Annotated in this window: 22 protein-coding genes, 1 tRNA gene and 1 pseudogene; 13 read left to right on the top strand and 11 right to left on the bottom strand. The window is 70.6% G+C overall.

What is annotated here, in order from left to right; all coding sequences use genetic code 11:
- The first annotated feature begins 60 nt into the window (after positions 1-60).
- From IPH07_31840 to IPH07_31825, 4 genes are all read left to right on the top strand, one after another.
- Positions 61-1,155: a putative metal-binding motif-containing protein gene (locus tag IPH07_31840; protein MBK6922031.1), complete on the top strand. Its 1,095-nt coding sequence runs from the start codon at positions 61-63 to the stop codon at positions 1,153-1,155.
- 51 nt (positions 1,156-1,206) lie between these two features.
- Entirely contained in the window at positions 1,207-2,244 is a 1,038-nt protein-coding gene (locus IPH07_31835; GenBank protein ID MBK6922030.1) for a coproporphyrinogen III oxidase, read from the top strand.
- A gap of 82 nt (positions 2,245-2,326) precedes the next feature.
- On the top strand, positions 2,327-2,572 hold the full coding sequence (locus tag IPH07_31830; GenBank protein ID MBK6922029.1) for an AbrB/MazE/SpoVT family DNA-binding domain-containing protein: 246 nt from the start codon (positions 2,327-2,329) through the stop codon (positions 2,570-2,572).
- Complete coding sequence (locus IPH07_31825; protein MBK6922028.1) at positions 2,569-2,964, top strand: PIN domain-containing protein; 396 nt, start codon at positions 2,569-2,571, stop codon at positions 2,962-2,964. The genes IPH07_31830 and IPH07_31825 overlap by 4 nt, the downstream gene beginning before the upstream one ends.
- Before the next feature lie 25 nt (positions 2,965-2,989).
- Here IPH07_31825 and IPH07_31820 read toward each other — a convergent pair whose 3' ends face one another.
- The 5 genes from IPH07_31820 to IPH07_31800 all read right to left on the bottom strand — a co-directional run bounded on the left by IPH07_31820 (position 2,990) and on the right by IPH07_31800 (position 6,926).
- Positions 2,990-4,405, bottom strand: a complete 1,416-nt coding sequence (locus tag IPH07_31820; GenBank protein MBK6922027.1) for a hypothetical protein — start codon at positions 4,403-4,405, stop codon at positions 2,990-2,992.
- 137 nt (positions 4,406-4,542) lie between these two features.
- Positions 4,543-5,787 (bottom strand): hypothetical protein, encoded by a 1,245-nt coding sequence (locus IPH07_31815; GenBank protein ID MBK6922026.1) that lies wholly within the window; start codon positions 5,785-5,787, stop codon positions 4,543-4,545.
- A gap of 4 nt (positions 5,788-5,791) precedes the next feature.
- Positions 5,792-6,565 (bottom strand): Stp1/IreP family PP2C-type Ser/Thr phosphatase, encoded by a 774-nt coding sequence (locus IPH07_31810; protein MBK6922025.1) that lies wholly within the window; start codon positions 6,563-6,565, stop codon positions 5,792-5,794.
- 73 nt (positions 6,566-6,638) lie between these two features.
- A tRNA-Ala gene (locus tag IPH07_31805) sits at positions 6,639-6,711 on the bottom strand.
- Between the two features lie 32 nt (positions 6,712-6,743).
- Entirely contained in the window at positions 6,744-6,926 is a 183-nt protein-coding gene (locus tag IPH07_31800; GenBank protein ID MBK6922024.1) for a hypothetical protein, read from the bottom strand.
- Positions 6,927-6,980: 54 nt separating this feature from the next.
- On the opposite strand from IPH07_31800, the gene IPH07_31795 reads away from it, so the two are divergent.
- The 4 genes from IPH07_31795 (at position 6,981) to IPH07_31780 (ending at position 11,298) form a co-directional block, all read left to right on the top strand.
- Positions 6,981-7,793: a TlyA family RNA methyltransferase gene (locus IPH07_31795; protein MBK6922023.1), complete on the top strand. Its 813-nt coding sequence runs from the start codon at positions 6,981-6,983 to the stop codon at positions 7,791-7,793.
- Positions 7,794-7,813: 20 nt separating this feature from the next.
- Entirely contained in the window at positions 7,814-8,113 is a 300-nt protein-coding gene (gene yhbY, locus IPH07_31790) for a ribosome assembly RNA-binding protein YhbY (GenBank protein ID MBK6922022.1), read from the top strand.
- Between the two features lie 185 nt (positions 8,114-8,298).
- On the top strand, positions 8,299-9,744 hold the full coding sequence (locus IPH07_31785; GenBank protein MBK6922021.1) for a VCBS repeat-containing protein: 1,446 nt from the start codon (positions 8,299-8,301) through the stop codon (positions 9,742-9,744).
- Between the two features lie 102 nt (positions 9,745-9,846).
- Complete coding sequence (locus IPH07_31780) at positions 9,847-11,298, top strand: bestrophin family protein (GenBank protein MBK6922020.1); 1,452 nt, start codon at positions 9,847-9,849, stop codon at positions 11,296-11,298.
- A gap of 216 nt (positions 11,299-11,514) precedes the next feature.
- On the opposite strand, the pseudogene IPH07_31775 reads toward IPH07_31780, so the two are convergent.
- The 4 genes and pseudogenes from IPH07_31775 to IPH07_31760 form a co-directional block, all read right to left on the bottom strand.
- Positions 11,515-12,690, bottom strand: a pseudogene (locus tag IPH07_31775) (chemotaxis protein).
- A 669-nt stretch (positions 12,691-13,359) separates the two neighbouring features.
- Positions 13,360-14,346, bottom strand: a complete 987-nt coding sequence (locus IPH07_31770; GenBank protein ID MBK6922019.1) for a hypothetical protein — start codon at positions 14,344-14,346, stop codon at positions 13,360-13,362.
- Positions 14,343-14,807, bottom strand: coding sequence for a nucleoside deaminase (locus IPH07_31765; protein MBK6922018.1), 465 nt, complete (start codon positions 14,805-14,807; stop codon positions 14,343-14,345). The genes IPH07_31770 and IPH07_31765 overlap by 4 nt, the downstream gene beginning before the upstream one ends.
- A 133-nt stretch (positions 14,808-14,940) precedes the next feature.
- A complete protein-coding gene (locus tag IPH07_31760; protein ID MBK6922017.1) occupies positions 14,941-15,864 on the bottom strand; it encodes a LysR family transcriptional regulator in 924 nt (307 codons plus the stop codon).
- 237 nt (positions 15,865-16,101) lie between these two features.
- Here IPH07_31760 and IPH07_31755 point away from each other — a divergent pair, with 237 nt between their 5' ends.
- On the top strand, positions 16,102-17,463 hold the full coding sequence (locus IPH07_31755; protein ID MBK6922016.1) for a hypothetical protein: 1,362 nt from the start codon (positions 16,102-16,104) through the stop codon (positions 17,461-17,463).
- Between the two features lie 453 nt (positions 17,464-17,916).
- Complete coding sequence (locus IPH07_31750; GenBank protein ID MBK6922015.1) at positions 17,917-18,627, top strand: Bax inhibitor-1/YccA family protein; 711 nt, start codon at positions 17,917-17,919, stop codon at positions 18,625-18,627.
- 105 nt (positions 18,628-18,732) lie between these two features.
- Here IPH07_31750 and IPH07_31745 read toward each other — a convergent pair whose 3' ends face one another.
- Positions 18,733-19,002, bottom strand: coding sequence for a DUF2277 domain-containing protein (locus tag IPH07_31745; protein ID MBK6922014.1), 270 nt, complete (start codon positions 19,000-19,002; stop codon positions 18,733-18,735).
- Positions 19,003-19,043: 41 nt separating this feature from the next.
- Complete coding sequence (locus tag IPH07_31740; GenBank protein ID MBK6922013.1) at positions 19,044-19,961, bottom strand: LysR family transcriptional regulator; 918 nt, start codon at positions 19,959-19,961, stop codon at positions 19,044-19,046.
- Between the two features lie 24 nt (positions 19,962-19,985).
- On the opposite strand from IPH07_31740, the gene IPH07_31735 reads away from it, so the two are divergent.
- The 3 genes from IPH07_31735 to IPH07_31725 are packed head-to-tail and all read left to right on the top strand — an operon-like array spanning position 19,986 to position 22,035.
- A complete protein-coding gene (locus tag IPH07_31735) occupies positions 19,986-20,657 on the top strand; it encodes a glutathione S-transferase family protein (GenBank protein ID MBK6922012.1) in 672 nt (223 codons plus the stop codon).
- A complete protein-coding gene (locus IPH07_31730) occupies positions 20,654-21,358 on the top strand; it encodes an SDR family NAD(P)-dependent oxidoreductase (GenBank protein ID MBK6922011.1) in 705 nt (234 codons plus the stop codon). Before IPH07_31735 ends, IPH07_31730 begins: the two co-directional genes overlap by 4 nt.
- A gap of 17 nt (positions 21,359-21,375) precedes the next feature.
- The gene (locus IPH07_31725) at positions 21,376-22,035 is read left to right on the top strand and encodes a cupin domain-containing protein (GenBank protein ID MBK6922010.1); all 660 of its coding nucleotides are present in this window, start codon (positions 21,376-21,378) and stop codon (positions 22,033-22,035) included.
- Positions 22,036-22,046: the final 11 nt, after the last annotated feature.

Genomic DNA, 22,046 nt, shown 5'->3' with positions numbered 1-22,046 from the left:
TCGCATCGAACACGATGAACCGATGGACATTCGCGGTGCGGTCACCAAGAATGCCGTGCGATGCCATCGCTCGCCCTGCGCCGCCTCACCGTCCTGTCCCTGGCGCCGCTGTTCGCGATGGTGGGCTCGACGGCGGCGGCGCGACCGACCGGTGAGCCTCAGGCCTGCGCGAACTGCCACTACGAGAGCAGCAACGGCCCGCAGATCGAGGTCGCGTTCGACAACTCTGCACCTGCGGTCGGCGAGACCGTCGTCGTCACGATCGCACTCGAGGCGGTGTGGGCCCAGGCCCTGCGCACGGGCGTGTTCCTCACGAGCGAGCGCGGTGCGTTCGGCCTGCTCGAGCCCGGCGTGACGCGCTACGCGATGGATGGGGTCTTCACCGCGGTGCTGCACGCCGAGCCCCGCGATCTCGACCCGCAGGGGCGCGCGCAGTTCCAGTTCGAGTGGACGGCGCCGGCCGAGATCGGCGTCACCGACTTCACGGTCTGGTCGATCACGGGCAACACCAACGGCGACTCCGCCGACGATCACCACGCGACCAAGGGCGCCAGCATCGCGCACGGCTGCACCGGCAGCTACTACTACCCCGACCAAGACGGCGACGGGTTCGGCGACGCCGGCGGCGGCGAGCTGTCCTGCGAGCCGATCACCGGCATGATCCTACAGGGCGGCGACTGCGACGACGCCGACGCGCTGATCCACCCCGACGCCGCGGAGCGCTGCAACGCGATCGACGACGATTGCGACGGCGAGGGCGACGAGGGCCTCGAGCCCGGCATCTACTACCTCGACACCGACGGTGACGGCTACGCCAGCGACTTCGCGACGCCCGAGTATGCGTGCAACGACGCCGAGGGCTACACGCCGGAGCGTGGCGATTGCAAGCCCGACGATCCCGCCGTGCACCCCGGCGCCATGGAGATCGACAACGGCATCGACGACGACTGCGACGACATGGTCGACGAGGTCGATCCCGTCGACCCCGATCCCGTGGGCACCGACGATGGTGCGGTCGGCGACACCGACGTCGCCGACACCGCAGGGCAGGACGGCGATGCGAGCGGCGGCTGCGTGGTGGGCCCGCGGCGATCGACGCGGTGGTCGTGGCTGGTGCTGGTCGTCGCGGCGGCGCTGCGACGGCGCAGGGCCTGACACCGACGACGGTGCCGCCGCGGTGACACCGGCCACGCTACGATGCGGCCCGTGTCGATGATCCCCGCCCAGTCCCCCACCGCGGCGTCGGCCCTCACGTTGGTGCAGACGCTGCAGCGCCGGCTGGTCGGCGCGATGGAGCAGGTCGCGCGTGAGGCCGGCGACCCGCAGTCGTTCGCGCCGGTGCAGTGGCTGCGCGACGGCGGTCACCACGGTGGCGGCGAGCGCTGGGGCACCGGTGACACCGCGGTGTTCGACCGTGCGTCGGTCAACATCTCGCAGGTCCACTACGACGACGAGCCCGACAAGCGCCTCGCCTCGGCGACCGCACTCTCCGCCATCATCCACCCCGCGCATCCGCAGGCGCCGTCGATGCACGTGCACGTCAGCTGGACGCAGATGCGAGATGGCCACGGCTACTGGCGCGTGATGGCCGATCTCAACCCCTCGATCCCACGCGAGCAGGACACCGCCCGCTTCGTCGCGGCGCTGCGGGAGGCCGCGCCCGCCCACTACGAGGCCGCCGCGGGACAGGGCGCGCGCTACTTCTTCATCCCCGCGCTCGGCCGTCACCGCGGCGTCGCGCACTTCTACCTCGAGGCCTACGCCACGCAGGACCACGATGCCGACGCCGCGCTCGCCGAGCGCGTGATCGACACCGCGATCGACACCTACGCGAGCCTCGTCGCCGATGCGCTGCGGGGCCGCGGCCCCGCCAGCGACGACGAGCGCGCGCAGCAGCTCGCCTACCACACGCTCTACCTCTTCCAGGTCCTCACGCTCGATCGCGGCACCACCTCGGGCCTGCTGATCCACGACCAGAACGACGTCGGCATCCTCGGCTCGCTGCCCTCGCACGTCGATCGCGAGCTGCTCGCGAGCTGGGCCGCCAAGGTGCCCGCGGCCCAGCGCCCGCTCGTCGAGGCGATCGTCGCCGAGCTGCCGCCCGGCAAGCGCGTGCCGGTCGACGATGCTTGCAAGGCGCGGCTCGCCGCGGCGATGCGGTCCTTCTATCGCACGCACCCCGAGGCGATCGAGCTGCAGGCCAGCGGCGACGTGGTGCCACCGACGGTCGCAAACCACCGCTGACACGGACACGGCGCAGCAGGTCCCTCGACGCTCCTCGAGCCGCGAGTTGGACAAGTATAGACGCGCGTATATACTTGTTCCGATGAGCGAGCGGGCGAAGATCTTCCAGAACGGGGGTAGTCAGGCGGTGAGGCTCCCGAAGTCCTGCCGCTTCGATGACGACCAGGAAGAGGTGATCGTCCGGCGCGTGGGGAATCAGGTGATTCTCGAACCCGCCGACGAGTGGCCGGCGGCGTTCCTCGAGTGCTTGGGCGCGTGGAGCGAAGACATCCCGCGCCCCGCCACAGCTGTGGTGGGCTCGAAGCCGACCGCGCTCGAGCGACCATGAGGAAGTTCCTGCTCGACACCGACAGCGTGAGCTACGCGCTTCGCGGGCACGGTGACGTCGGTGCGCAGCTTCGCAGTCACCGCCCCTCGGAAGTGTGCGTCAGCGCGATCACGGTGGCAGAGCTTCGATTCGGTGCGAAGCGGAAAGCTTCGAAGCGCCTTCACGCGCTGATCGATACGTTCGTCGACGCGGTCGAGGTCGTGCTGTTCGACCACGCGGCGGCGATCGAGTACGGGCGTCTCGGCAACATCCTCGCAGAGCGCGGTACGCCGATCGGCGAGTTCGACGTTCTCATCGCGGCGCATGCGGTCAGCCTGCGCTGCGTACTCGTGTCCAACAACGTCCGCCACTTCTCACGCGTGCCCGGGCTCGTCGTCGAGAACTGGACGTAGCAGGCGACGCGCCGGTCGCGAGTCGTCACCCCGCCGGTGGGTTGATCACCAGGTTCAGCCCCGCGCCGGTCATGTCCGAGTAGGTGTACGGCGCGGTGAGGCCGCTGACGGTGAGCTGGATCTGACACGTGTCGGGGTCGACCTTGAAGGCTGCGTTGGCGCCCTGGTCGACCACCCAGACGTAGCCCTCGACGTCGATGCTGACGCCGACCGGGACCACGCAGCCGGGCAGCGTGATCGCGGGCGCGAGCAGCTGCTTGGTGACGACGTCGACGACTCCGAGGCCGCAGCCGAAGGCACCGCTGGCGTCGACGGCATACCAGGCGCGATCTTCTTGATCGACCATGACGCCGCGCATCGATTGGTTGCCGGTGTGCACGAAGGTCCACTGCTGCGAGGCGACGTCGAAGCCCGCGGCCGCACCGGCGCTGGCGATCCACGGGTTGCCGTACTGATCGAGCGACATGCCGTAGCTCCACGACTGATCCTGCGGCGGCGCGGGGAAGGCCCAGCGATCGACCTGCAGGGTGTCACCATCGATGCGCACCAGCGGCCCGAGCTGCCAGCCGACCGCGAACAGATCGCCGTCCTTGTTCACCGCGCCGCCATAGGGGCCGTAGTCGAGCCCGGCGTTCCACTGCGGCACATCGACCTCGTCGAGCGTCGCACCGGTGGCGCCATCGAGCCGACGGAACTTGCCGGTGTTGGTGGCGTAGTCGAACCAGCCCATCCACAGGCGCGGATTGGGCGCGGCACAGCCGACGCCGTCGACGACGCCCTCCCACGCGGTCGGGCGCGGGCCGTGCTGGTAGACATCGGAGGGGATCTCGACGTTCCACAGCACGCACTCGTCCTGGCCCCACGGCAGCACGTTGGCAGGGCCGTTGCTGGTCTCGATGGTGCCGTTGCCGTCGAGGTCGATGCAGTCGTCGACGCGCGCGGCGATCTTCGTCACGCCGCCGTGACCTCCGGCCTGCGAGCCGCGGTTGCTGACCGCGACGTCGCCGTAGAGGTTCACCGACGTGCGCGACGGCTCGGCCTGGGTGGTCGGCCCGGTGGCGTAGCGGGCCACCTCGACGCCGGTCATCGTATCGATCTTCGAGACCGTTCCGGCCGGCGAGTTGGCGATCCAGATGTAGCTGAACTCGACGTCGCCACCCATCATGCCGCCGCCGCCGGGGCAATCACCGCCGTTGCCGCTGCCGAGATCGAACGCGGTGCCGACATCGATCTTGTCGCCGCTGTCGGCCTCGGCGCCGCCGCTACCGTCGCCGACGGTGATGCCCGTGATACCGGTGCCACCGCTCAGCGACACGCTGCTGCCGATGCTCGCCGAGCCGCTCGCGCCACCATCGCGGCCCGAGTCGCCGCACGCGACCGCGATCGCGAGGGACGACAGCAACACGTACGACCCGACGTTGGAACGTTGCAGCCACGCCATGGAATCAGCAGAGCACGTCGTTGGCGGCGCTGTCGAGCGCTCCGCCGCGCGTGCGGGCGCATGGGCGGGTTCCCACGGGGTCGGTGCGAGTCGACGCACGCGCCAGGCCGATGCACGCGCGGCAGCGACCAGCGGCGCTACGTTCGGTGCAGGCGCCAGCCGGCGGGGAGCTGGTGCTCGGTCCACATCAGCATCGAGACCGGCAGCACCTCGAGGCGCGGCGCACCGGCGGGACCCGCCTTGGGGTCGGCGATCGTCACGACCCACCGCAGCGAGAGGTCCGATGCGAGTCGCCGCGCCGCGCCGAGGCGGCGTCGCAGACCGACCACCGCGAGGCCGGCGAGCAGATACCAACCGAGCGCGACGCCGTCGACGAGGTTGTGCCAGTCGGGCTCGAGCGCGACACGGATGCCGAGCACCGCGGTCGCAGCGATGACTGCCGCGAGCGCCGGCATGGCCGCGCGACGTAGGCGACGGATGTGCGCGCCGATCTCGAGGTGCTCGCCCGGGGAGAGGCTGCGCCGCTGCATCCACGCGGGCGCCCGCCCGCCCACGCGGACCAGACCGCCGGGCAGCGGCGTGCGGAAGGCATGGGGGCGCGCGGGTGCGACCTCGGCGACCTCGACGAACGACCACGACGATGCGGCCTCGCCGTCGCGCGCGAGCACGATGCCCGCATGGCGGAGCACATCGAGGCGCGAAGCGGCGGATCGCGTCGCGCCGGCTGCGTCGGCGCGGAGGAACACGTCGACCTCACCGTGGGCGAGATCGGCGTGCAGCCGCGCGCGCCGCTGCCACAGGCGTACGGCCTGGCCGATCGCGATCGCCAGCACGCCGGTGCCGACCAACACGATCGCGACCCACATCGCCCGCAGGACCGCGATCGCCTGCGACCACGCGCCCGTGACCACGCCGGTGTCTGGCAGCAACTCCGTTGGGGCGAGCAGGGTGCCGGTCACGGCGAGCCCGAGCAACGTTGCGGCCGCCACCCGCGTCCACGCCGATCGCAGACCGGTGCCGCCGGTGACTGCGGCGTGGGCGAGGCCGAGTCCGGCGATCGTCGCGAGCGCGACCCCGGCCCCGCCGCCGAACGCGAGTGCGTGCGCGGGGGCAAAGCTCGGCAGCGCAATCGCGGCGCCGGCGGTGATGGCCACGCCGCTGGCGACGTGCCGCGCGAGCACCCGAGGCCCGGCGGTGAGGCGCGCCAGCACGCGCGCGTGCTCGTCGGCGCGCAGGCGTCGGACGTGATCGAAGCGCAGCTCGCCGACGTAGCGCTCGTTGGGCTCGGTGCAGGGCTCCGACGTCGCCTCGACGCTGACCCGATCACCGGCACGCTCGGCCGTGGGATCCGTGAGCGGGCGGGCGTGTCGGGCGGTGTCCATCGCGTCAGACCACCCGTCGCATGACGATCGCCGAGATGTTGTCGGGACCGCCAGCCTTGTTCGCGGCCTCGATCAGGCGCCGCGAGGCGTCGCGGACGTCTCGTTGACCGACCAGCGCCGCGATCTCGGGGTTGCCGACCACGTCGCTCAGGCCGTCACTGCACAGCAGCAGGTTGTCGCCGTGCTCGAGCGTGTGCTCGGTGATGTCGGCGTCGCACTTCTGCTGGCCGTGTCCGAGGCAGCGGCTGATGCGACCGCGGTAGGGGTGCACCGCGGCCTGCTCGGGCTTGAGCAGACCCTGGCTGACGAGCTCCTGGACCATCGTGTGATCGACGGTGAGCTGCTCGACGTTGCCTTCGCGCACGCGATAGGCCCGCGAGTCGCCGGCGTGGGCGACCCAGAAGTGATCGCGGATTCCGAGCACCGCCACGCAGGTGCAGCCCATGCCCTGGGCGTTGGGGTTGGCCAGCGCGTGGTCGTCGATGCGCTCGTTGGCGAGCGTGAACGCGTGGCGCAGCAGCTCGTCGGGTGTGGCCTGACCGAAGTGCTCGCCGAGGTACTCGCCGATCACCTGCACCGCGATCGCGCTGGCGATCTCACCGGCACTGTGGCCACCCATGCCATCGCACACGATCGCGAGGTGGTAGCCGCGACCGTCGTCCTCCTGGATCGCGATGGCGTCTTCGTTGTGATCGCGCGCGATGCCGGTATCGCATGCGCCCGACATCTGGACCTCGAAGATCCCGGGTACATGGCTGCGCTTGAACAGCTTGTACATGGCGCGAGATCAGCCGCGGTCAGGCGCCGAGGCGCCAGGCCACGCCGAAGAACTCCGACGCAGGCCTTGGAAGTGGAGCTGAGGGGGATCGAACCCCTGACCTGTGCATTGCGAACGCACCGCTCTCCCAGCTGAGCTACAGCCCCATGGAAGGGACGCGGACAGTAGCCGAACCCGGTCAGCCGTGCAAGGCCCCTGGCGGGGGTGTGGCGCCGGCTGGTGGGGCCTGGGCCGGCGTGGGCGTCGGCCGTCCTGCGCCGCGCGTCGCGACCGCGAGCCCGAGGTACCCGAGCAGCATTGCGAGCAGCGCAAAGCCGACGCGGTCGTCGGGGGTGGTCAGGAGTTGCAGCACGTGGGTCATCGTCGGTGGAAGCGGGGCGCAGGCCGAGCCCCGGCTGGGACCTCGGGGGGTAGCATGCCGGCGGTGGCCGAGCGACGCCAGCGCATCGATCGATTGCTCGTCGATCGCGGCCTGGTCGAGTCGCGCACGCGGGCACAGGCGCTGCTCATCGCCGGTGCGGTGGTGGTCGACGGCCAACGCGTCGACAAGGCCGGTGCCCTGGTCGCGCTCGATGCCGACGTCCGCGTGCGTGGCCACGACCACCCGTACGTGTCGCGCGGTGGCGTGAAGCTGCAGGGCGCGCTCGAGCACTTCGGCGCCGCGGCATCATCTCCGCCGTTGGTCATCGAGGGGCGCGTCGCGATGGACATCGGCGCCTCGACGGGGGGCTTCACCGACTGCCTGTTGCAGCGCGGGGCGCTGCGCGTGCACGCCGTCGACGTCGGCTACGGCCAGCTGGCGTGGAAGCTGGCCTCGGATGCGCGGGTGGTCGTGCACGATCGCAGCAACATCCGCACGCTCGAGCCCACGCGCATCGGTGAGCCGGTGGAGCTATGCGTGATCGACTGCTCGTTCATCGCGCTGGCCAAGGTGCTGCCCTCGGTGCCAGCGTTCTTGGCCCCGGGCGCCGACGTGATCGCACTCGTGAAGCCCCAGTTCGAGCTCGACCCCGCGCGCGTGGGCAAGGGCGGCATCGTGCGCGACGACGACGATCGCCGCGACGCGCTGGCTGCGGCCGAGGCGGCGGCGGCGGCCAGCGGCCTCGTGGTGCTCGACCACTGCGAGTCGCCGATCGCGGGCAAGACCGGCAATCGCGAGTGGTTCACGTGGCTGCGCTGGCCGGGCCCCATCGCGCCCGCCGGGCGAGTACCATCCCCGACGCCGTGACCAAGCCCGCCGCCCCCAAGATCTCGACGCGTGCCCGCGCCCACCTGCGCTCGCTCGCGCATCACCTCGAGCCGGTGGTGCAGCTCGGTGCCGACGGCATCGACGACGGTGTGTGCGAAGCGATCGGCATCGCACTCGAGCGACACGAGCTCATCAAGGTCCGCGTCGGTCAGAACTTCCCCGGCGAGCGCCGCAGCAGCGCGCGCGAGCTCGCGGCCCGCGTCGGCGCCGACCTGACGCAGGTCATCGGCCGTGTGATCGTGCTGTACCGGCCGCGCAAGAAGCCCGACCCCGAGCGGCCGAACATCGTGCTGCCGTAGGCGCGCAGACGGCCTTCGCGGGGCGACTACGGGCCCGCCTTGCGCACGCGTCCGCCGTGCGACACAATGTCGCACCTTGGCCGTGGTGATTCCACGGCGTCGCGGGGCGGCCGGTGGGTCGCCGACCACGTCGGAGCCGACACTCGCGTCGGCGCTCGGATGCTCGCTTGGGGATGGGTCGAACGATGCATGAACTCCGAATTTCTTCGTGGCACCTGGCTTCGCTCGCGCTGCCGATGGCGGCGCTCGGCTGCGGTCCGCTGATTCCCATCGATGGCACCGGCACCGACACCGACGTCAGCACCGATCCGACGCAGTCGAGCAGCCCGACGGATCCGAGCGACCCCAGCGATCCGAGCAACCCCAGCGATCCGAGCGGACCCGACAGCGGTCCGACCAATTGCTATCAGGTGCCCTGCGGCTACGGCTACAAGTGCATCGCGGGCGTCTGCGAGCCGTACTACTACTGCCTCGACTTCTGCTGCGGTGAGGGTGGCGGCTGCTGCTACTACGACGACGGTGGCTGCTACACCGGCGTGTGCAACACCAACGCGGACTGCGACGCCGGCCAGTACTGTCGCAACGACTACTGCTACCAGGCGCCGGTGCTGCCCGGCTGCAGCGACGCCGTGCTGGGCCCGCCGATTCCGCTGGCGGCGGGCATCTCGGTCACCTCGCTGTCGTTCATGGACGGCGATGGCGATGCGGCGCGCGAGCTCGTGATCGGTCACGCCGATGGTGCACAGGTGATGAGCGGCGGCGGCACGGCCGTCGTCGAGCTGCCGCTGATGGCAGGGATCCACGTCGACGACGTCGGGGTCGGCGACCTCGACGGTGATGGCGACCAGGACATCGCGCTCGCAACCTCCGGCTCGATCGCCGGGCTGGTGTTCTTCTTCAACGATGGTGCCGGCAACTTCGGGCTCGGCGCGGCGCCGACCTCGATCGTGCGGCGCCTCGAGCTCGCGGACCTCGACGGCGATGGTCTCGGCGACCTCGTGGTCGAGGCCGACTTCGGCGGACCCTCGACCGAGCTGGCGGTGATGGCCAACCTCGGCACCGGCTTCGATGCGCCGTACATCCACTCGAGCGGCGGTGCGCTCGAGGACTTCGCGATCGGTCGGGTGTACCAGGACCTCACCCCCGATCTCGTGGTCGCGGGCGACGAAGATCTCCGCATCTATCGCGGCGGCCCGCTCGACGGCACCACCGACGCGTACATCTCGGGCGTCGGGGCCCTGCCGACCGGCGTCGCCGTCGGTGACGTCGATGGCGATGGTGCGGCCGACGTGCTGCGCGTGAGCACGAATTACGGCATTGCGCTGTGGGAGGCGTTCCGCAGCGACGGTGGGTTCACCGAGCAACCCAAGGTCCGTGTCGATGGCGACTACCACCGCATGGTCGCCGGTGATCTCGACGGCGATGCCCGCGACGACGTCGTGCTCGCGAGCGACGGCGGCGCGCTCGTGGTGCTGCGGGCCGGCGACGGCTTCGCGACGCCCGTGACCTGCATGGCCGAATTCGAGGGCCCAGGCCCCGTGCTCGCGGCCGGCGACTTCGACGGGGACGGTCGCATCGACATCGCGCAGGGCGGTGGCGCTGCGGTCCATCTGTGGTCGGGCGCGAACTGACGGCGAGGCGACCCGCCATCCGAACGGGGTGAGCCCCGCGCGATCGGGCAGGTGTCGGCGCGCTTGCACGAACCGCGCTCGCGCGGGCACGCTCGCGCGGCCATGTTCGTGAACTATCAGGGAACCCTCGTCGGGCTGCTGGGCTGGCAGGCCCGCGCGGTGTTGATGTATCTCGGCATCGCGACGGTGATCACCGCGCTCGATCGCCTCGGCAACATCCACTGGTTCGAGGTCGACACCGTGCCGCTCGCGGTGCTCGGTGGCGCGATCGGCATCTTCGTCTCGTTCCGCACCAACTCCTGCTACGACCGCTGGTGGGAAGGGCGGCGACTGTGGGGCCAGCTGGTCAACACCTCGCGGCACTTCACGACGCAGGTGTTGAGCTACGCGGTGCAGCTCGACGATGCGACGCGCGAGACCCAGCAGGGTCTGGTGCGCCGCCACATCGCCTACGTTCACGTGCTGCGGTGCCTGCTGCGCGAGCAGGACCCCTTCGTCGACCCCGAGGTGCAGCGCTTCCTCGACCCCGAGTCCCGCGCGCACCTGCGCGGCGAGTCGAACCTCACCCACGCGCTGCTGCACCGCCAGACCGAGGACCTGGTGGCGCTCGCGAACGCCGGTCACCTCGATCCGCTGCGGCTGCAGTCGCTCGATCGTTCGATCGCGACGCTGCTCGACGTGCAGGGCGGCTGCGAACGCATCAAGCGCACTCCGTTCCCACCCAGCTACGGCTTCTTGGCCTCGCGCATCACCGGCATCTACGCGGTGTTGCTGCCGCTGGGCATCGTCGGTGAGGTGGGTTGGGCGACGATCCCGCTGACCGTGCTGGTGTGCCTGAGCTTCACGCTGATCAACGAGGTCGGACGCGTGCTCGAGGATCCCTTCACGATGTTCTGGCCGGCGCTGCCGCTGTCGGCGCTGTCGACGATGATCGAGGTCAACCTCCGCCAGCGACTGGGTGAGACCGAGCTGCCGGCGCTGCGCAAGCCCGACGAAGGGCATCCTGATGTGAGCCGCGGCGCTGCTGTCAGCGCGTGCCGATCATCCGCTGCAGCACGCGCTGCAGCTCGCCGACCGAGATGTCGACGTGCTCGACGACGCGGCCGTAGAGCATGGCGGTGGGCACGTTGCGATCGCCGCGCTCGCGCTGCAGGCGCGACAGTTCGTAGAGCACCACGCGCTCGATCCGCGTCAGACCGTCGCGCGCGTCGGGCAGACGATCACTTGCGCGGCTCATCGCGCTTGGCGGGCTCCTCGGCCATCGCACCCGCACGCTCGTCACCCACGAGCACGCGCAACCACAGCGGCATGAGCTCGGCGATCTCGCGGCCGTGGGCGGCGAGCACCACTGCGTGCGCGAGGCCATGGTTCGACATGTACGAGATCAGCGCAGCACGACCGTCCTCGAGCTGGCCGGCGAGCTCGGGCTCGAGCACGAGCCGGCCGATCTTGCCGGTCGGCAGCGGGAAGTGGAACGCCCGCGCCGACTCGCTCGGCGGCGCACCGACGGGATCGAGCCGGACCTTGTCGACGAAGCGTCGCACCGCGTCGTAGATCTCGCCTTTGTTCTTGCCGCGCAGCGCCGACACCTTGAGCCCCGAGGCCGGCGGTGGCGGTGTCTGTGGCTTGCCGCCGCGACGGTTGGCCTTGGCGGCCTCGGCCCGCGCGACGTCGTCCTTGGTGACCAGCCCTGCGGCTGCGAGCTTCGCCTTGAGGTCGAGCACGACGGGTCGAGGCTAGCACGCGCGCAACCGCGTTGCCGCCCGAGGTCTACGCGCGCAGCGACGCGATGCGGTCGATCTGGCGGCGGGTCGCCGTCTCCAGCGAGTCGAGCCGGGCGATGATCCGCATCACGTTCTCGACCTGGGTGCGGTGGGCGTCGCCGAGCTGGTTCACCATGTCGCTGATGGTCTCGACCGCGCGGGTGATCTGCCGGCTGCCACGGGTCTGCTCCTGGGTGGAGCGCTCGACGTGCCGGGTGATGGCCTTCATCTTCTCGGCCGAGCGCATGATCTGCTCGGCGCCGCGGGCTTGCTCGGCGGTGGCGGTCGCGACCTGCTGCACGGTGGTGGCGACGACGTTGATGGCGTCGGTGACCTGCTTGCTGCCCTTGGTCTGCTCGACGGTGGCACGCGCGATCTCGCGGACCATCTGCGTCGAGCGCCGGGCGGCGTCGCTGATGCGCTTGAGCGCGTCCTCGGCCTGATGGCTGACGCGCACGCCGTCGTCGACGCTCTTGCTCGAGCGCTGCACCGCCGCGACGGCGTTCTTGCTCTCGCGCTGCACCGCCTTGATGATCTCGGCGATTTCCTTGGTGCTGGTGGCGGAGCGCTCGGCGAGGTCCTTGATCTCGTCGGCGACCACCGCGAAGCCCTTGCCGTGCTCGCCGGCCTGGGCGGCGATGATGGCGGCGTTGAGCGCGAGCAGGTTGGTCTGCTCGGAGACGTCGTCGATGACGCTGAGGATCTTGCCGATCTCGTCGATGCGGTCGCCCAGGCGCGCGATGACGGCGACCGCGTCGGCGGCCGACTTCTTGATCATGTTGATGACTTCGATGGTCTGGTTGATGGCGTCGACGCCACCCTCGGCGGCCCAGACCACCTCTTCGGACAGCTGCGCGGTCTCGTTGGCGTTGTTCTCGACCTGCTGGATCGAGATGTCCATCTCGTTCATCGCGCTCGAGGTCTCTTCGGCGGTCGACGAGAGGGCCTCGATGTTCTTGGCGACCTCCTTCACCGAGAAGGTCATCTCTTCGATCGAGGTCGCGGTCTGCTGCACCGAGGCCGCGAGGTTCAGCATGCTCTCGGCGACCTCGTCGTTCGCGGCCGCCATCTCGAGGATCGAGCTCGAGCTCTCCTCGGCGTTGCTGGCCAGCGACTCGACCGAGCTGCTGATGCCCTGGAGGTTGTCACTCATGGTCGTGAGCGCCGCGCGGGTCTCTTCGACCTTGCTGAGCTCGTGGTCGAAGTCGCGACCGAACTCGTCGAGCAGCGGACGCAGGGCCGTCGGCGTCGCGCCCTTGGCCTCGAGATCGCGCTCGAGCTGTCCGCTGCGGGTGCGCGCACGCTCGAGCTCGACCTCGAGCTCGCGGATGCGTGCGGTCGCGGTCTCGATGCGCGCGGTGACCTGCGCGGTGACCTGCTCGTTGACCTGACCATCGACCTCGCGCGTGGCGCTGGCGGCCCGTTCGCGCGCCGCACTCAGCTCGGCGCGCAGTCGATCGAGCTCCGCCGATGGCAGTGCCGGCTGCGAGCGGGCCGCCTGCAACTCGGCCTCGAGCTTGCCCAGCTGCTCGCGCAGCTGGTGGCTGGTCCGCAGCTCCGCGTTGGCCTCGCCACCGATCATCCACCCTGCCACGCCGGCCACCAGCGCGAGCGCGCCGGCGATCACCGGCTGCACGCCACCGAGCGAAGCGGCCAGTCCACCGATGCCGAGGACCACCGGAATCCACGGCGGAATGCGAAGGGGCTCGTTGACGTCGGCCACGGGGCGGGCCCCATGATATACGGGCGCACGGCGCGGATCACAAACGTGCGGCCGCGGTCGTGTTCGTGTCCCTCGTCAGGGTGAGGCCGGCGTCGTCGTGGGCGCACCGCTCGGGTGCAGATCGGGACGCTAGAAGAACTCCAGCTGGGTCGCGTCGGGCTGCACCTCGACCCCTGCGCCGCACTGCGCGAGGGCGTGGGCGCCGGTGGCAACCCAGCGAGGATCGCCACGCAGCAGCACCTTCGGCCGCCCGCACGCCTCCCAGAAATCGATCACGCCGTCGCGGTCGGTGCGGCCCGGGCATGTGACCTCGACCAGCTCGACCGCCTCGCCCCGCGGGCCCAGGCGCGCGCGCCAGGCCTCGGCGTCGCGACGAATGACCTCGGGTGCGCCGACCAGGACCAGCGCCGCGATCTCGTGCCGACGAAGGCCGGCGCCATCGAGCGCGTCGTGCGGCCACAGCAGCACCGGGGCCTCGGGATCGTGGCCCTCGACGTGGGGTGCGAACCGTGGATGCGCCGCGACCGCGACCTTGCCCGCGCAGACCTTCGCGATCTGCACCGCACCCACGGCGCTCGGCACCAACACCACGACCTCGCCGCCGAGCGCCGCGAGCACCTCGAGGCTCTCGGCCTTGAGCACCGGTGGCGGGGTCTCGATGGCCCACTCGGGTTGCGCGCGCAGCAACAACCAATCGCAGGCGCTCGGCTTGGCGGTCGGCGCGAGCGCCCAGGTGTACAGGCACGAGGGCCCGCCGGTGCGATGGCGCAGCCACAACGAGCTGCCGCCGAACGGCAGGCCCGAGGAGGTCGGCGTCAGCTGCAGGTGGCCCACGCCGAACTCGCGCTCGTGCTCGATCATCACCGCACGCGCCAGGCTCACGCGCTGGGACTGCGAGAGGTTGGCGAGCGCCAGCGCGTACAGCAGATCGCGATGTCCGACCCACGGCCCCGGCACCAGCCGCGGCTGCGCGCCGAGGTGCGACAGGAAGCACGTGCGGCCGGGTTGCGGGTCGTCGATGCTGAGTCGCTCGCGCGCGAGGATGCGCTGCACCGCCGCGAGCTCGTCGGCCACCGTGTTGGCGCCGGTCGGCAGCTTCGTGCGCTTGCCGGTCATGGGCGTGGGCCTCCGGCGCCGCTGCGTCGGCGCTCTCGCGCGCGCTGGAAGAACGCCGACAGCACCGCGCCGCACTCGCCCGCGAGCACCCCGGGGGTGATCGCGAGGCGGTGGTTGAGGCGCGGATCGTCGCAGATGTTGTAGAGCGATCGCACTGCGCCGGCCTTGGGATCGGCCGCGCCGTACACCAGCCGCCCGACGCGGGCGTTGACGATCGCGCCGGCGCACATCGGGCACGGCTCGAGCGTGACGTAGAGCGTCGCGCCGTCGACCCGCCAACGGTTGCGGCCGCGACACGCGTCGCGCAGCGCGACGACCTCGGCGTGGGCGGCCGGGTCGGCGTCGCACTCGCGGCGGTTGCGGCCGATGCCGACGATGCGATCGCCGTCGACGACGATCGCACCCACCGGCACATCGCCGGCGCGCTCGGCCTGCGCTGCGACGCGCAGCGCCTCGCGCATGAAGAACTCGTCGCGCGCGTCGATGAGGTCGTCGCGTACGGTCGCTCCCACCGGCGTGTCGTGCGGGTCCAGGGTCACGATCTTCGCTCACGTCGCACGCGGGGGCAAACCGCGACGAGCCCGTCGTGCGCGCTCACCCGCGCTGGCAGTCTTCGGTCTGCCACGGCGGGTCGCTCCACCGCTCGGCGAGGAAGTCGACGAACACGCGGACCTTGGCGGAGAGGTGGCGATTGTGGGGGTAGACCGCCGAGACCGCGCTGGCCTGGCACCAACCCGGCAGCACGCGCACGACCTCGCCGCGCGTGAGCGGCCCTGCGATGATGAAGTCGGGCATGAGTGCGCAGCCGAGGCCGGCCGCGGCGAACTGCGCGAGGCCCTCGCCGTTGTTGCCGGTCACGCGGCCGGTGGCCTCGACCGTCACGGTGGTTTTCCCGTCGGTGAGTCGCCACTGCTGCCCGGTGGGGCTGTACGCGTACTGCAGGCACTCGTGATCGCGGAGGTCGGCCGGCGTCTCGATCTCCGGGTGCGCGGCGAGGTAGGCCGGGCTGGCGACCACGACGAGGTGCGTCGTCGCCAGCTTGCGCGCGATCATGCTGGAGTCCGCGAGCGCGCCGATGCGGATCGCGAGGTCGAAGCCCTCGTCGAGCAGATCGACCCGTCGATCGGAGAAGTCGATGTTCACCGACAGCTCCGGGTGGCGATGGAGGAACTCCGCGACCGCCGGCGCGACGTGACCGACGCCGAAGCTCATGGGCGCGGCGATGCGCAGCATCCCGCGCGGCGCCGACTGCAGGTTCGTGACCGCGCCCTCGGCCTCGGCGAGCTCGTCGAGGATGCGGCGGCACCGCTCGTAGAACACCGCGCCGATGTCGGTGAGGGTCAGCTTGCGGGTGGTGCGGTTGAGCAGGCGCGCGCCGAGCCGGTCTTCGAGGTGCCCGATCTGTCGGCTCACGAATGACTTCGAAACGCCGAGCCCATCGGCCGCGGCAGTGAAGCCCCCGTCCGTGACGACGCGGACGAACACCTCGAGCTGCGAGAGATCACTGGAGGACGCCACGTTCGCTTCGGGCGAGAGTGTAGTCGCGATTGCGCCCGCGCGTCGCCGGCCCTGAACACTTTGCGAGGTGCGTGCGGCCCGTCGCCCCCGCGTCTGCCCCGGTGCAGCACCTGGTATCGCACCCCGATGGGTTGCTATCGTGGTGCCATGGCTTCGTGTCCTTCGTCGCGTCGACCATAAAGTTAGCTCGCCTGCCTCGCACTCAGGGCGTGTGCGGCGGGGCAGGGTGGGCGTTCGATGGGTGAGGACGACACCGGATCGTCGGTCGGGAGCAGCGGTGGCTCCGACGGCGGTGCGGTCACCACCATGGTCGCGACGCTCGACGAGGGCAGCTCGGGCACGCTGCCGACGAGTCTAACCAACGCCGACGACGACGACGGCGGTGGTCCGGCGGTGTGTGGCGACGGCAACCTCGACGTCAACGAGATCTGCGACGACGGCAACACCGACGACGCCGACGGCTGCAACGCCGACTGCACGCCGTCGGGCGAGATCCTGTGGGAGCAGACGGTCGGCTCGGGACTCGCAGGGGTCGACGAGGGCTTCGGCGTGAGCGTGGATGCGGCTGGCAACTTCGTCGTGGTCGGCTACGTCGCGACTGCGGCTGGCGGCAACGACGGTTGGGTGCGTCGCTACAGCCCCATGGGTGGCGCGTACTGGACGGTCATGCACGCCGGCCCGGGCGCCGGCAACGACAACTTCACCGGCGTCGGGCTCGATGCCGACGGCAGTGTGTACGCGGTCGGCTACCAGAGCGGCGCCGATGCCAGCAACGACGGCCTCGTCCGCAAGGTCGACACCTTCGGCGCGGATCTGTGGGTCAGCGCCTTCGATGCACCGTCGGCGGCCGCGAGCACGGTGGTGCAGAACGTCGCGATCGACGATGCAGGCAACGTCATCGTGGTCGGCTACCACGACAGCACCGCGGCGGGTCAAGAGATCATGCTGCGCAAGTTCGGACCCGACGGCACGGTGGCCTGGACCCGCAGCTACGGCGGCGCGGCGCTCGGTGACGATCGCGGCTACGGCGTGGCCGCAACCGTCGGTGGCGACATCTATGTCGCGGGCACCGAGTTCGTCGCGGCCGAGGCCTTCAACATGTGGCTGGGCAAGTACGACGTCGACGGCAACCTGCTGTGGTCGCGCGGGACCAACGGTGCCGCGAGCCTCGACGACTATCTCATCGCCGTCGAGGTGGACGACGACGACGACGCGTACGTGTGCGGCTACCAGGGCACCGTCAACCAGCCGTGGCAGACTTTCCTGCGCCGCTACGACAGCGACGGCGTGATCGTGTGGACCGATCAGTACCTCGGCGAGACCATGGAGGGCGCGCACTGCAGCGGGCTCGGTCGGGCGCCCGACGGTGACCTCGTGATGGTCGGCGGCGAGATCGAAGCGACCGTACGGGCGGCGTTGGTGCGCCGCGTATCCGCGGACGGCGACGTCAAGTGGTCGCGCAAGTACCCCGGCGGTGCGGCCGGGCCCGACTACGGCCGCGACGCCTTCATCGACGATGCGGGGGTCATCTACGTGACCGGTGCACTCGACGTCGGCACCGACGCGCGGGACCTGTGGGTCGCACAGCTCAGCCCCTAGCGCTGCCCTCGAACATCACCGGGCGGCCAAGGACGCGGCCCATCGATCCCATGCCCAAGCTGGGCAGCTCCGTACGAGAAGGAAACCCAACATCGCCCGACATGGGCAAGCGTGACCCCGAACCGCACGCTGGATTCCAGGCTTTCGCCGCGCGCGGAGCTTGCAGCGAGCGAGACCGCCGGACGACCACCCATGAACCAGCCCAACCAGCCGTATCCGCAGCAGCCGTACCCGCAGCAGCCGTACCCGCAGCAGCCGTACCCGCAGCAGGCACAGCAGCCGTACCCGCAGCAGGCACAGCAGCCGTACCCGCAGCAGCCGTATCCGCAGCAGGCGCAGCAGCCGTACCCGCAGCAGGCACAGCAGCCGTATCCGCAGCAGCCGTATCCGCAGCAGCCGTATCCGCAGCAGCCGTATCCGCCGCAGGGGCCGATGCCGATGATGGGGATGCCGATGGGGGCGCCCGTCGGTGTTGCCATCGAGGATGTGCTCGCAGCTGACGCGTCGCCGCAGGCGCGTGCGCGCTTCATCGAGCGCACCTACCTGCACTTGGGTGGCGCGATCCTGGTGTTCGTCGTGCTGTCGACGATCCTGCAGATGATGCCGTTCGTCGGCTCGATGACGCAGCTGATGGTCTCGACGCGGGCGTCGTGGGGCGTCGTGTTGCTGGCGTTCGTCGGGGTCAGCTGGATCGCCGAGAAGTGGGCCAGCGGCTCGACCTCGCTGGGCACGCAGTACCTCGGACTGCTGCTCTACACCGTCGCCGAGTCGATCATCTTCGTGCCGATGCTGTACATCGCCCGCAATTTCGTGGGCGGCGATGTCATCCTCACCGCCGGCGTCACCACGATGGCGATGTTCGCCGCGATGACCGCCTATGTGTTCATCAGCAAGCGCGACTTCTCGTTCATGCGCGGCGCGCTGTCGATCGCCGGCATCGCCGCGATGGGCCTGGTCGTCTCCAGCCTCGTGTTCGGCTTCCAGCTCGGCAACGTCTTCAGCATCGCGATGATCCTCTTCGCGTCGGGCTACATCCTCTTCTACACCTCGAACGTCATCCGCACCTACCGCACGACCCAGCACGTCGCCGCTGCACTCGCGCTGTTCTCCGCGGTCGCGCTGCTGTTCTGGTACGTGCTGCGCCTGTTCATGTCGCGGCGCTGAGAACCTCCCGCCAGTGACGGCGGCTCGGGCGTTCGCGCTGCGCCCGGCCGCCGTTCGAGTGCCTCGAGCTCACGCTCGTGCGGCGCTGGACCGTCGAGCACGCGTCTAGTCGCCGAAGCGACGCAGCGAGCGGATGCGGGCCTTGGCGGCCTCCTCGTCGCGGTCGCGCGGTGGCGCGGTGGTGGTGAGCGAGGCCAGCAGATCGCGCGCGACCACGGTCACGCGATCGACGGCGACGTCGAAGGCCTCACGGTTGGCCTGCGACGGGCGCGTGAAGCCGCTGAGCTTGCGAACGAACTGCAGCGCGGCGGCCTGGACTTCCTCCTCGGTCGCCGGCGGTGCGAAGTTGAAGAGCGTGCGGATGTTGCGACACATGGCGTCGCCTCGATGATGCCCGAGCGCGGGCGCGCCGGGGCTCACCGCGAAGCCGGCGAAGTCAACGCCATGCCGCGCGCCAGCGTGGGCACGATGGTCCTCAGGTAGCGCACGGCGTCGATGACGTGGGCGGCGACGAGCAGGTCCTTGCGCCACACCGCCTCGAACGTGAGCGCGACGGGTTTGCCGCCTGCCATCACCACCGGATGGCCGTGCGGTCCGCCGCGGATGAGCGACTCGGGCAGCATCGCGCCGCCGATGCCGAGGTCGGCCCACTCCTGCAACACGCCGTAGCTCATGGCTTGGCCGCGGTACTCGTCGAGGACCAGGCGATGGCGCTCGAACAGCGCCCGCGTGGCGGCGGCCAGGCCACACACGCCGACGGTGAGCAGCAAGCGACGCCGCGCGACCTCGTGGACGTCGATGGTCTCGGTGTTCGATGCGCCGCCGGCCGCGACGTAGCGCAGGCGCTCGCGGTAGAGCACCTGTCGACCACGATCCTTGCCGCGTCCGAGCCCGACGCCGAAGGCGATGTCGACGGTGTTGCCGGCCAGTCGCGCCTCGATGTCGTCGACCGTGCACTCCTTGTAGATGACATCGACGTCGCGGTGCTCGCGTGCGAATGGCTGCATCAACAGGCCGATGCGTGCGCCGACGAGCGGCGAGAAGCCCAGCCGTAGCACCTGTTGCTCGGGATGGGCGAGCGCATGGGCGCCGCGCTCGAGGTCGCCCACCGCGGCGAGCACGGCGTCGACCAGCGGCAGCAACGTGCGGCCAGCGGGCGTGGGGGCGAGGCCCCGCGCGCCACGTTCGAAGATCCGCGCGCCGAGTTCCTCTTCGAGCGCCGCGATCGCGTTCGACACGGTGGGCTGGGCCACGCCGCACTCCTGCGCGGCGCCGGTGAACGAACCGGTGCGCGCGGCGGCGGCGGCGTAGCGCAGGGCAGCGAAGTTCGGCATAGGCGATCGCTATGTTGCGATTCGATGGATAGGTCTACCAGCGGGGCCGCCTTCGCGACAAGAAGTATCGGCATGTTCACGCTGTTCGGTCACCCACTCTCCGGCAACACCCACAAGGTCCGCTTGATGCTGCGCGCATTCGATCTCGCGTATCGCGAGGAGGTCGTCGATGTCGTGAAGGGCGAGCACAAGCAGGCGGCACACCTCGCGCGAAACCCCCGTGGGCAGGTGCCGGTGTTGGTCGACCCCGATGAGCGCACGACCATCTACGACGCGCAGGCGATCCTCGTGTATCTCGCGCGTCGCTTCGATCGCGGTGGCACCTGGCTGGGGGCGACACCACTTTCGGCGGCGCAGGTGATGCAGTGGCTGTCGTTCGCCGCCAACGAGATCCACAACGGTCCCCATCTCGCTCGCCTGCACTACTTGCTCGGGGTGCCGATGGACATCGCCGCCGTGCAACAGGCGGCGCGCGCGAGCCTGGCGTTGGTCGAGCAGCAGCTCGCGCGCACGCCCTACCTCGCCGGCGCGGAGCTCTCGGTGGCCGACCTCGCGTGCTACCCCTGCGTCGCGCTCGCGCCCGAGGGCCGCGTGAGCCTCGATGGGTTCCCGGCCACGCGCGCGTGGATCGACGGCCTCCAGGCGGCGGCGTTCCATGTCGCGATGCCCGGGCTGGGAGCCCCGTCGCCGCTGTGAACGACGTGCGACCCCGCGTGGCCGTGGTGGTCGGTGCCAACCTCGGGCTCGGCGCGGCGTTGCTGCGCCAGCTCGCGGCTGCCGGCTGGTCGACCGCCGCGATCGGACGAGCGCCAGCGCTGGGCGAGCTCGCACGCGAGGTCGCGACGCGGTGCATCGTCGGCGACGCGACCGACCCGCACGCGATGGTCGAGGCCGTCGGTACCATCGAGGCCGAGCTCGGCCCGCCCGCGCTGGTGATCTACAATGCCCATCGCGTCGTGCTCGCGCCGGCGATGGAGCTGACGCCCGAGGTGTTCACGTCCTCGTGGCAGGCGACCTGCCTGGGCGCGTTCGTGACGGCGCAGGCGGTGCTGCCCGGCATGCTCGCACGCGGCACCGGCACGCTGGTGTTCGTGGGCGCGACCGCGTCGATGCGTGGCGGGGTGCGCTCGGCGGCGTTCGCCTCCGCGAAGTTCGCCCTGCGCGGGCTCGCGCAGTCACTCGCGCGCGAGCTGGCCCCCCGTGGCATCCACGTCGCCCACGTCGTGCTCGATGGTCTCATCGCCAGCGCGCGCACCCAGGCCCGCTTCGCAGCGGCGGACGATGCGTGCATGGACCCCGACGCGGTTGCGCGTACCTTCATGATGGTGATCGACCAGCCCCGCGACACCTGGACCCACGAACTCGATCTGCGGCGCTGCGACGATCGATTCTTCTAGCCCTCGGAGCACGACCCATGGAGATCCACGCCGACCTCGAGCGCGACGCCATCATCGCCATCGCGACCCTGCCGTGGGTGCCGGCGCCCGCGGCAGGGGTCGAACGACGCATGCTCGAACGCGACGGCGACGAGGTCGCGCGTGCCACCAGCGTGGTTCGCTACGCACGAGGCTGCAGCTTCCCCGCGCACGAGCACGGCGGCGGCGAGGAGTTCTTGGTGCTCGCGGGGCGCTTCGACGACGAGCACGGGCAGTACGAGGCCGGCACCTACGTGCGCAACCCACCAGGCAGTCGCCACGCGCCATCGGCCGCGTTGGGCTGCACGATCTTCGTCAAGCTGCGACAGTTCGCCGGCGACGACACGCGCAGCGTGGTCGTGCGTCCGCAGCAGCGCGCGTGGGTGACGTTGCCGTCGGGCATGCGTCGCTGCGAGCTGCATGCGCATGGCGCCGAAGCGGTCGCGTTGCTCGAGCTGCCGGTCGGATTCGAGGGCGAGCTACCCGCAGGCACCGGCGCTGGCTGGGAGCTGCTGCTGTGCGAGGGCACGCTCGAGGCCGCGGGCGTCGAGCTACGCGCACCCGCATGGTGGCGCCGTGCGGCTCCACCGGCGCGGGTGCGATCCGCAGCCGGGGCGCAGGTGTGGACCAAGACCGGGCACTTCGCCGCGCGGCGCTGAGCCCGATCTCT

It is taken from the genome of Deltaproteobacteria bacterium (assembly GCA_016709225.1).
Taxonomy (GTDB): Bacteria; Myxococcota_A; Polyangia; order Nannocystales; family Nannocystaceae; genus Xiheibacterium; species Xiheibacterium phototrophicum.
This window is presented reverse-complemented; position numbering and strand designations above follow the sequence as displayed.

Excerpts from the sequence above, each read along its gene's own strand:
- IPH07_31725 (MBK6922010.1), top strand. The coding sequence starts at position 21,376 with ATGGAGATCCACGCCGACCTCGAGCGCGACGCCATCATCGCCATCGCG.
- IPH07_31840 (MBK6922031.1), top strand. The coding sequence starts at position 61 with ATGCCATCGCTCGCCCTGCGCCGCCTCACCGTCCTGTCCCTGGCGCCG.
- IPH07_31830 (MBK6922029.1), top strand. The coding sequence starts at position 2,327 with ATGAGCGAGCGGGCGAAGATCTTCCAGAACGGGGGTAGTCAGGCGGTG.
- IPH07_31750 (MBK6922015.1), top strand. The coding sequence starts at position 17,917 with ATGGGGGCGCCCGTCGGTGTTGCCATCGAGGATGTGCTCGCAGCTGAC.
- IPH07_31735 (MBK6922012.1), top strand. The coding sequence starts at position 19,986 with ATGGATAGGTCTACCAGCGGGGCCGCCTTCGCGACAAGAAGTATCGGC.
- IPH07_31765 (MBK6922018.1), bottom strand. The coding sequence starts at position 14,807 with ATGCGCGAGGCGCTGCGCGTCGCAGCGCAGGCCGAGCGCGCCGGCGAT.
- IPH07_31820 (MBK6922027.1), bottom strand. The coding sequence starts at position 4,405 with ATGGCGTGGCTGCAACGTTCCAACGTCGGGTCGTACGTGTTGCTGTCG.
- IPH07_31810 (MBK6922025.1), bottom strand. The coding sequence starts at position 6,565 with ATGTACAAGCTGTTCAAGCGCAGCCATGTACCCGGGATCTTCGAGGTC.
- IPH07_31755 (MBK6922016.1), top strand. The coding sequence starts at position 16,102 with ATGGGTGAGGACGACACCGGATCGTCGGTCGGGAGCAGCGGTGGCTCC.
- IPH07_31740 (MBK6922013.1), bottom strand. The coding sequence starts at position 19,961 with ATGCCGAACTTCGCTGCCCTGCGCTACGCCGCCGCCGCCGCGCGCACC.
- IPH07_31800 (MBK6922024.1), bottom strand. The coding sequence starts at position 6,926 with ATGACCCACGTGCTGCAACTCCTGACCACCCCCGACGACCGCGTCGGC.
- IPH07_31780 (MBK6922020.1), top strand. The coding sequence starts at position 9,847 with ATGTTCGTGAACTATCAGGGAACCCTCGTCGGGCTGCTGGGCTGGCAG.
- IPH07_31795 (MBK6922023.1), top strand. The coding sequence starts at position 6,981 with ATGCCGGCGGTGGCCGAGCGACGCCAGCGCATCGATCGATTGCTCGTC.
- IPH07_31785 (MBK6922021.1), top strand. The coding sequence starts at position 8,299 with ATGCATGAACTCCGAATTTCTTCGTGGCACCTGGCTTCGCTCGCGCTG.
- IPH07_31815 (MBK6922026.1), bottom strand. The coding sequence starts at position 5,787 with ATGGACACCGCCCGACACGCCCGCCCGCTCACGGATCCCACGGCCGAG.
- IPH07_31825 (MBK6922028.1), top strand. The coding sequence starts at position 2,569 with ATGAGGAAGTTCCTGCTCGACACCGACAGCGTGAGCTACGCGCTTCGC.
- IPH07_31770 (MBK6922019.1), bottom strand. The coding sequence starts at position 14,346 with ATGACCGGCAAGCGCACGAAGCTGCCGACCGGCGCCAACACGGTGGCC.
- IPH07_31745 (MBK6922014.1), bottom strand. The coding sequence starts at position 19,002 with ATGTGTCGCAACATCCGCACGCTCTTCAACTTCGCACCGCCGGCGACC.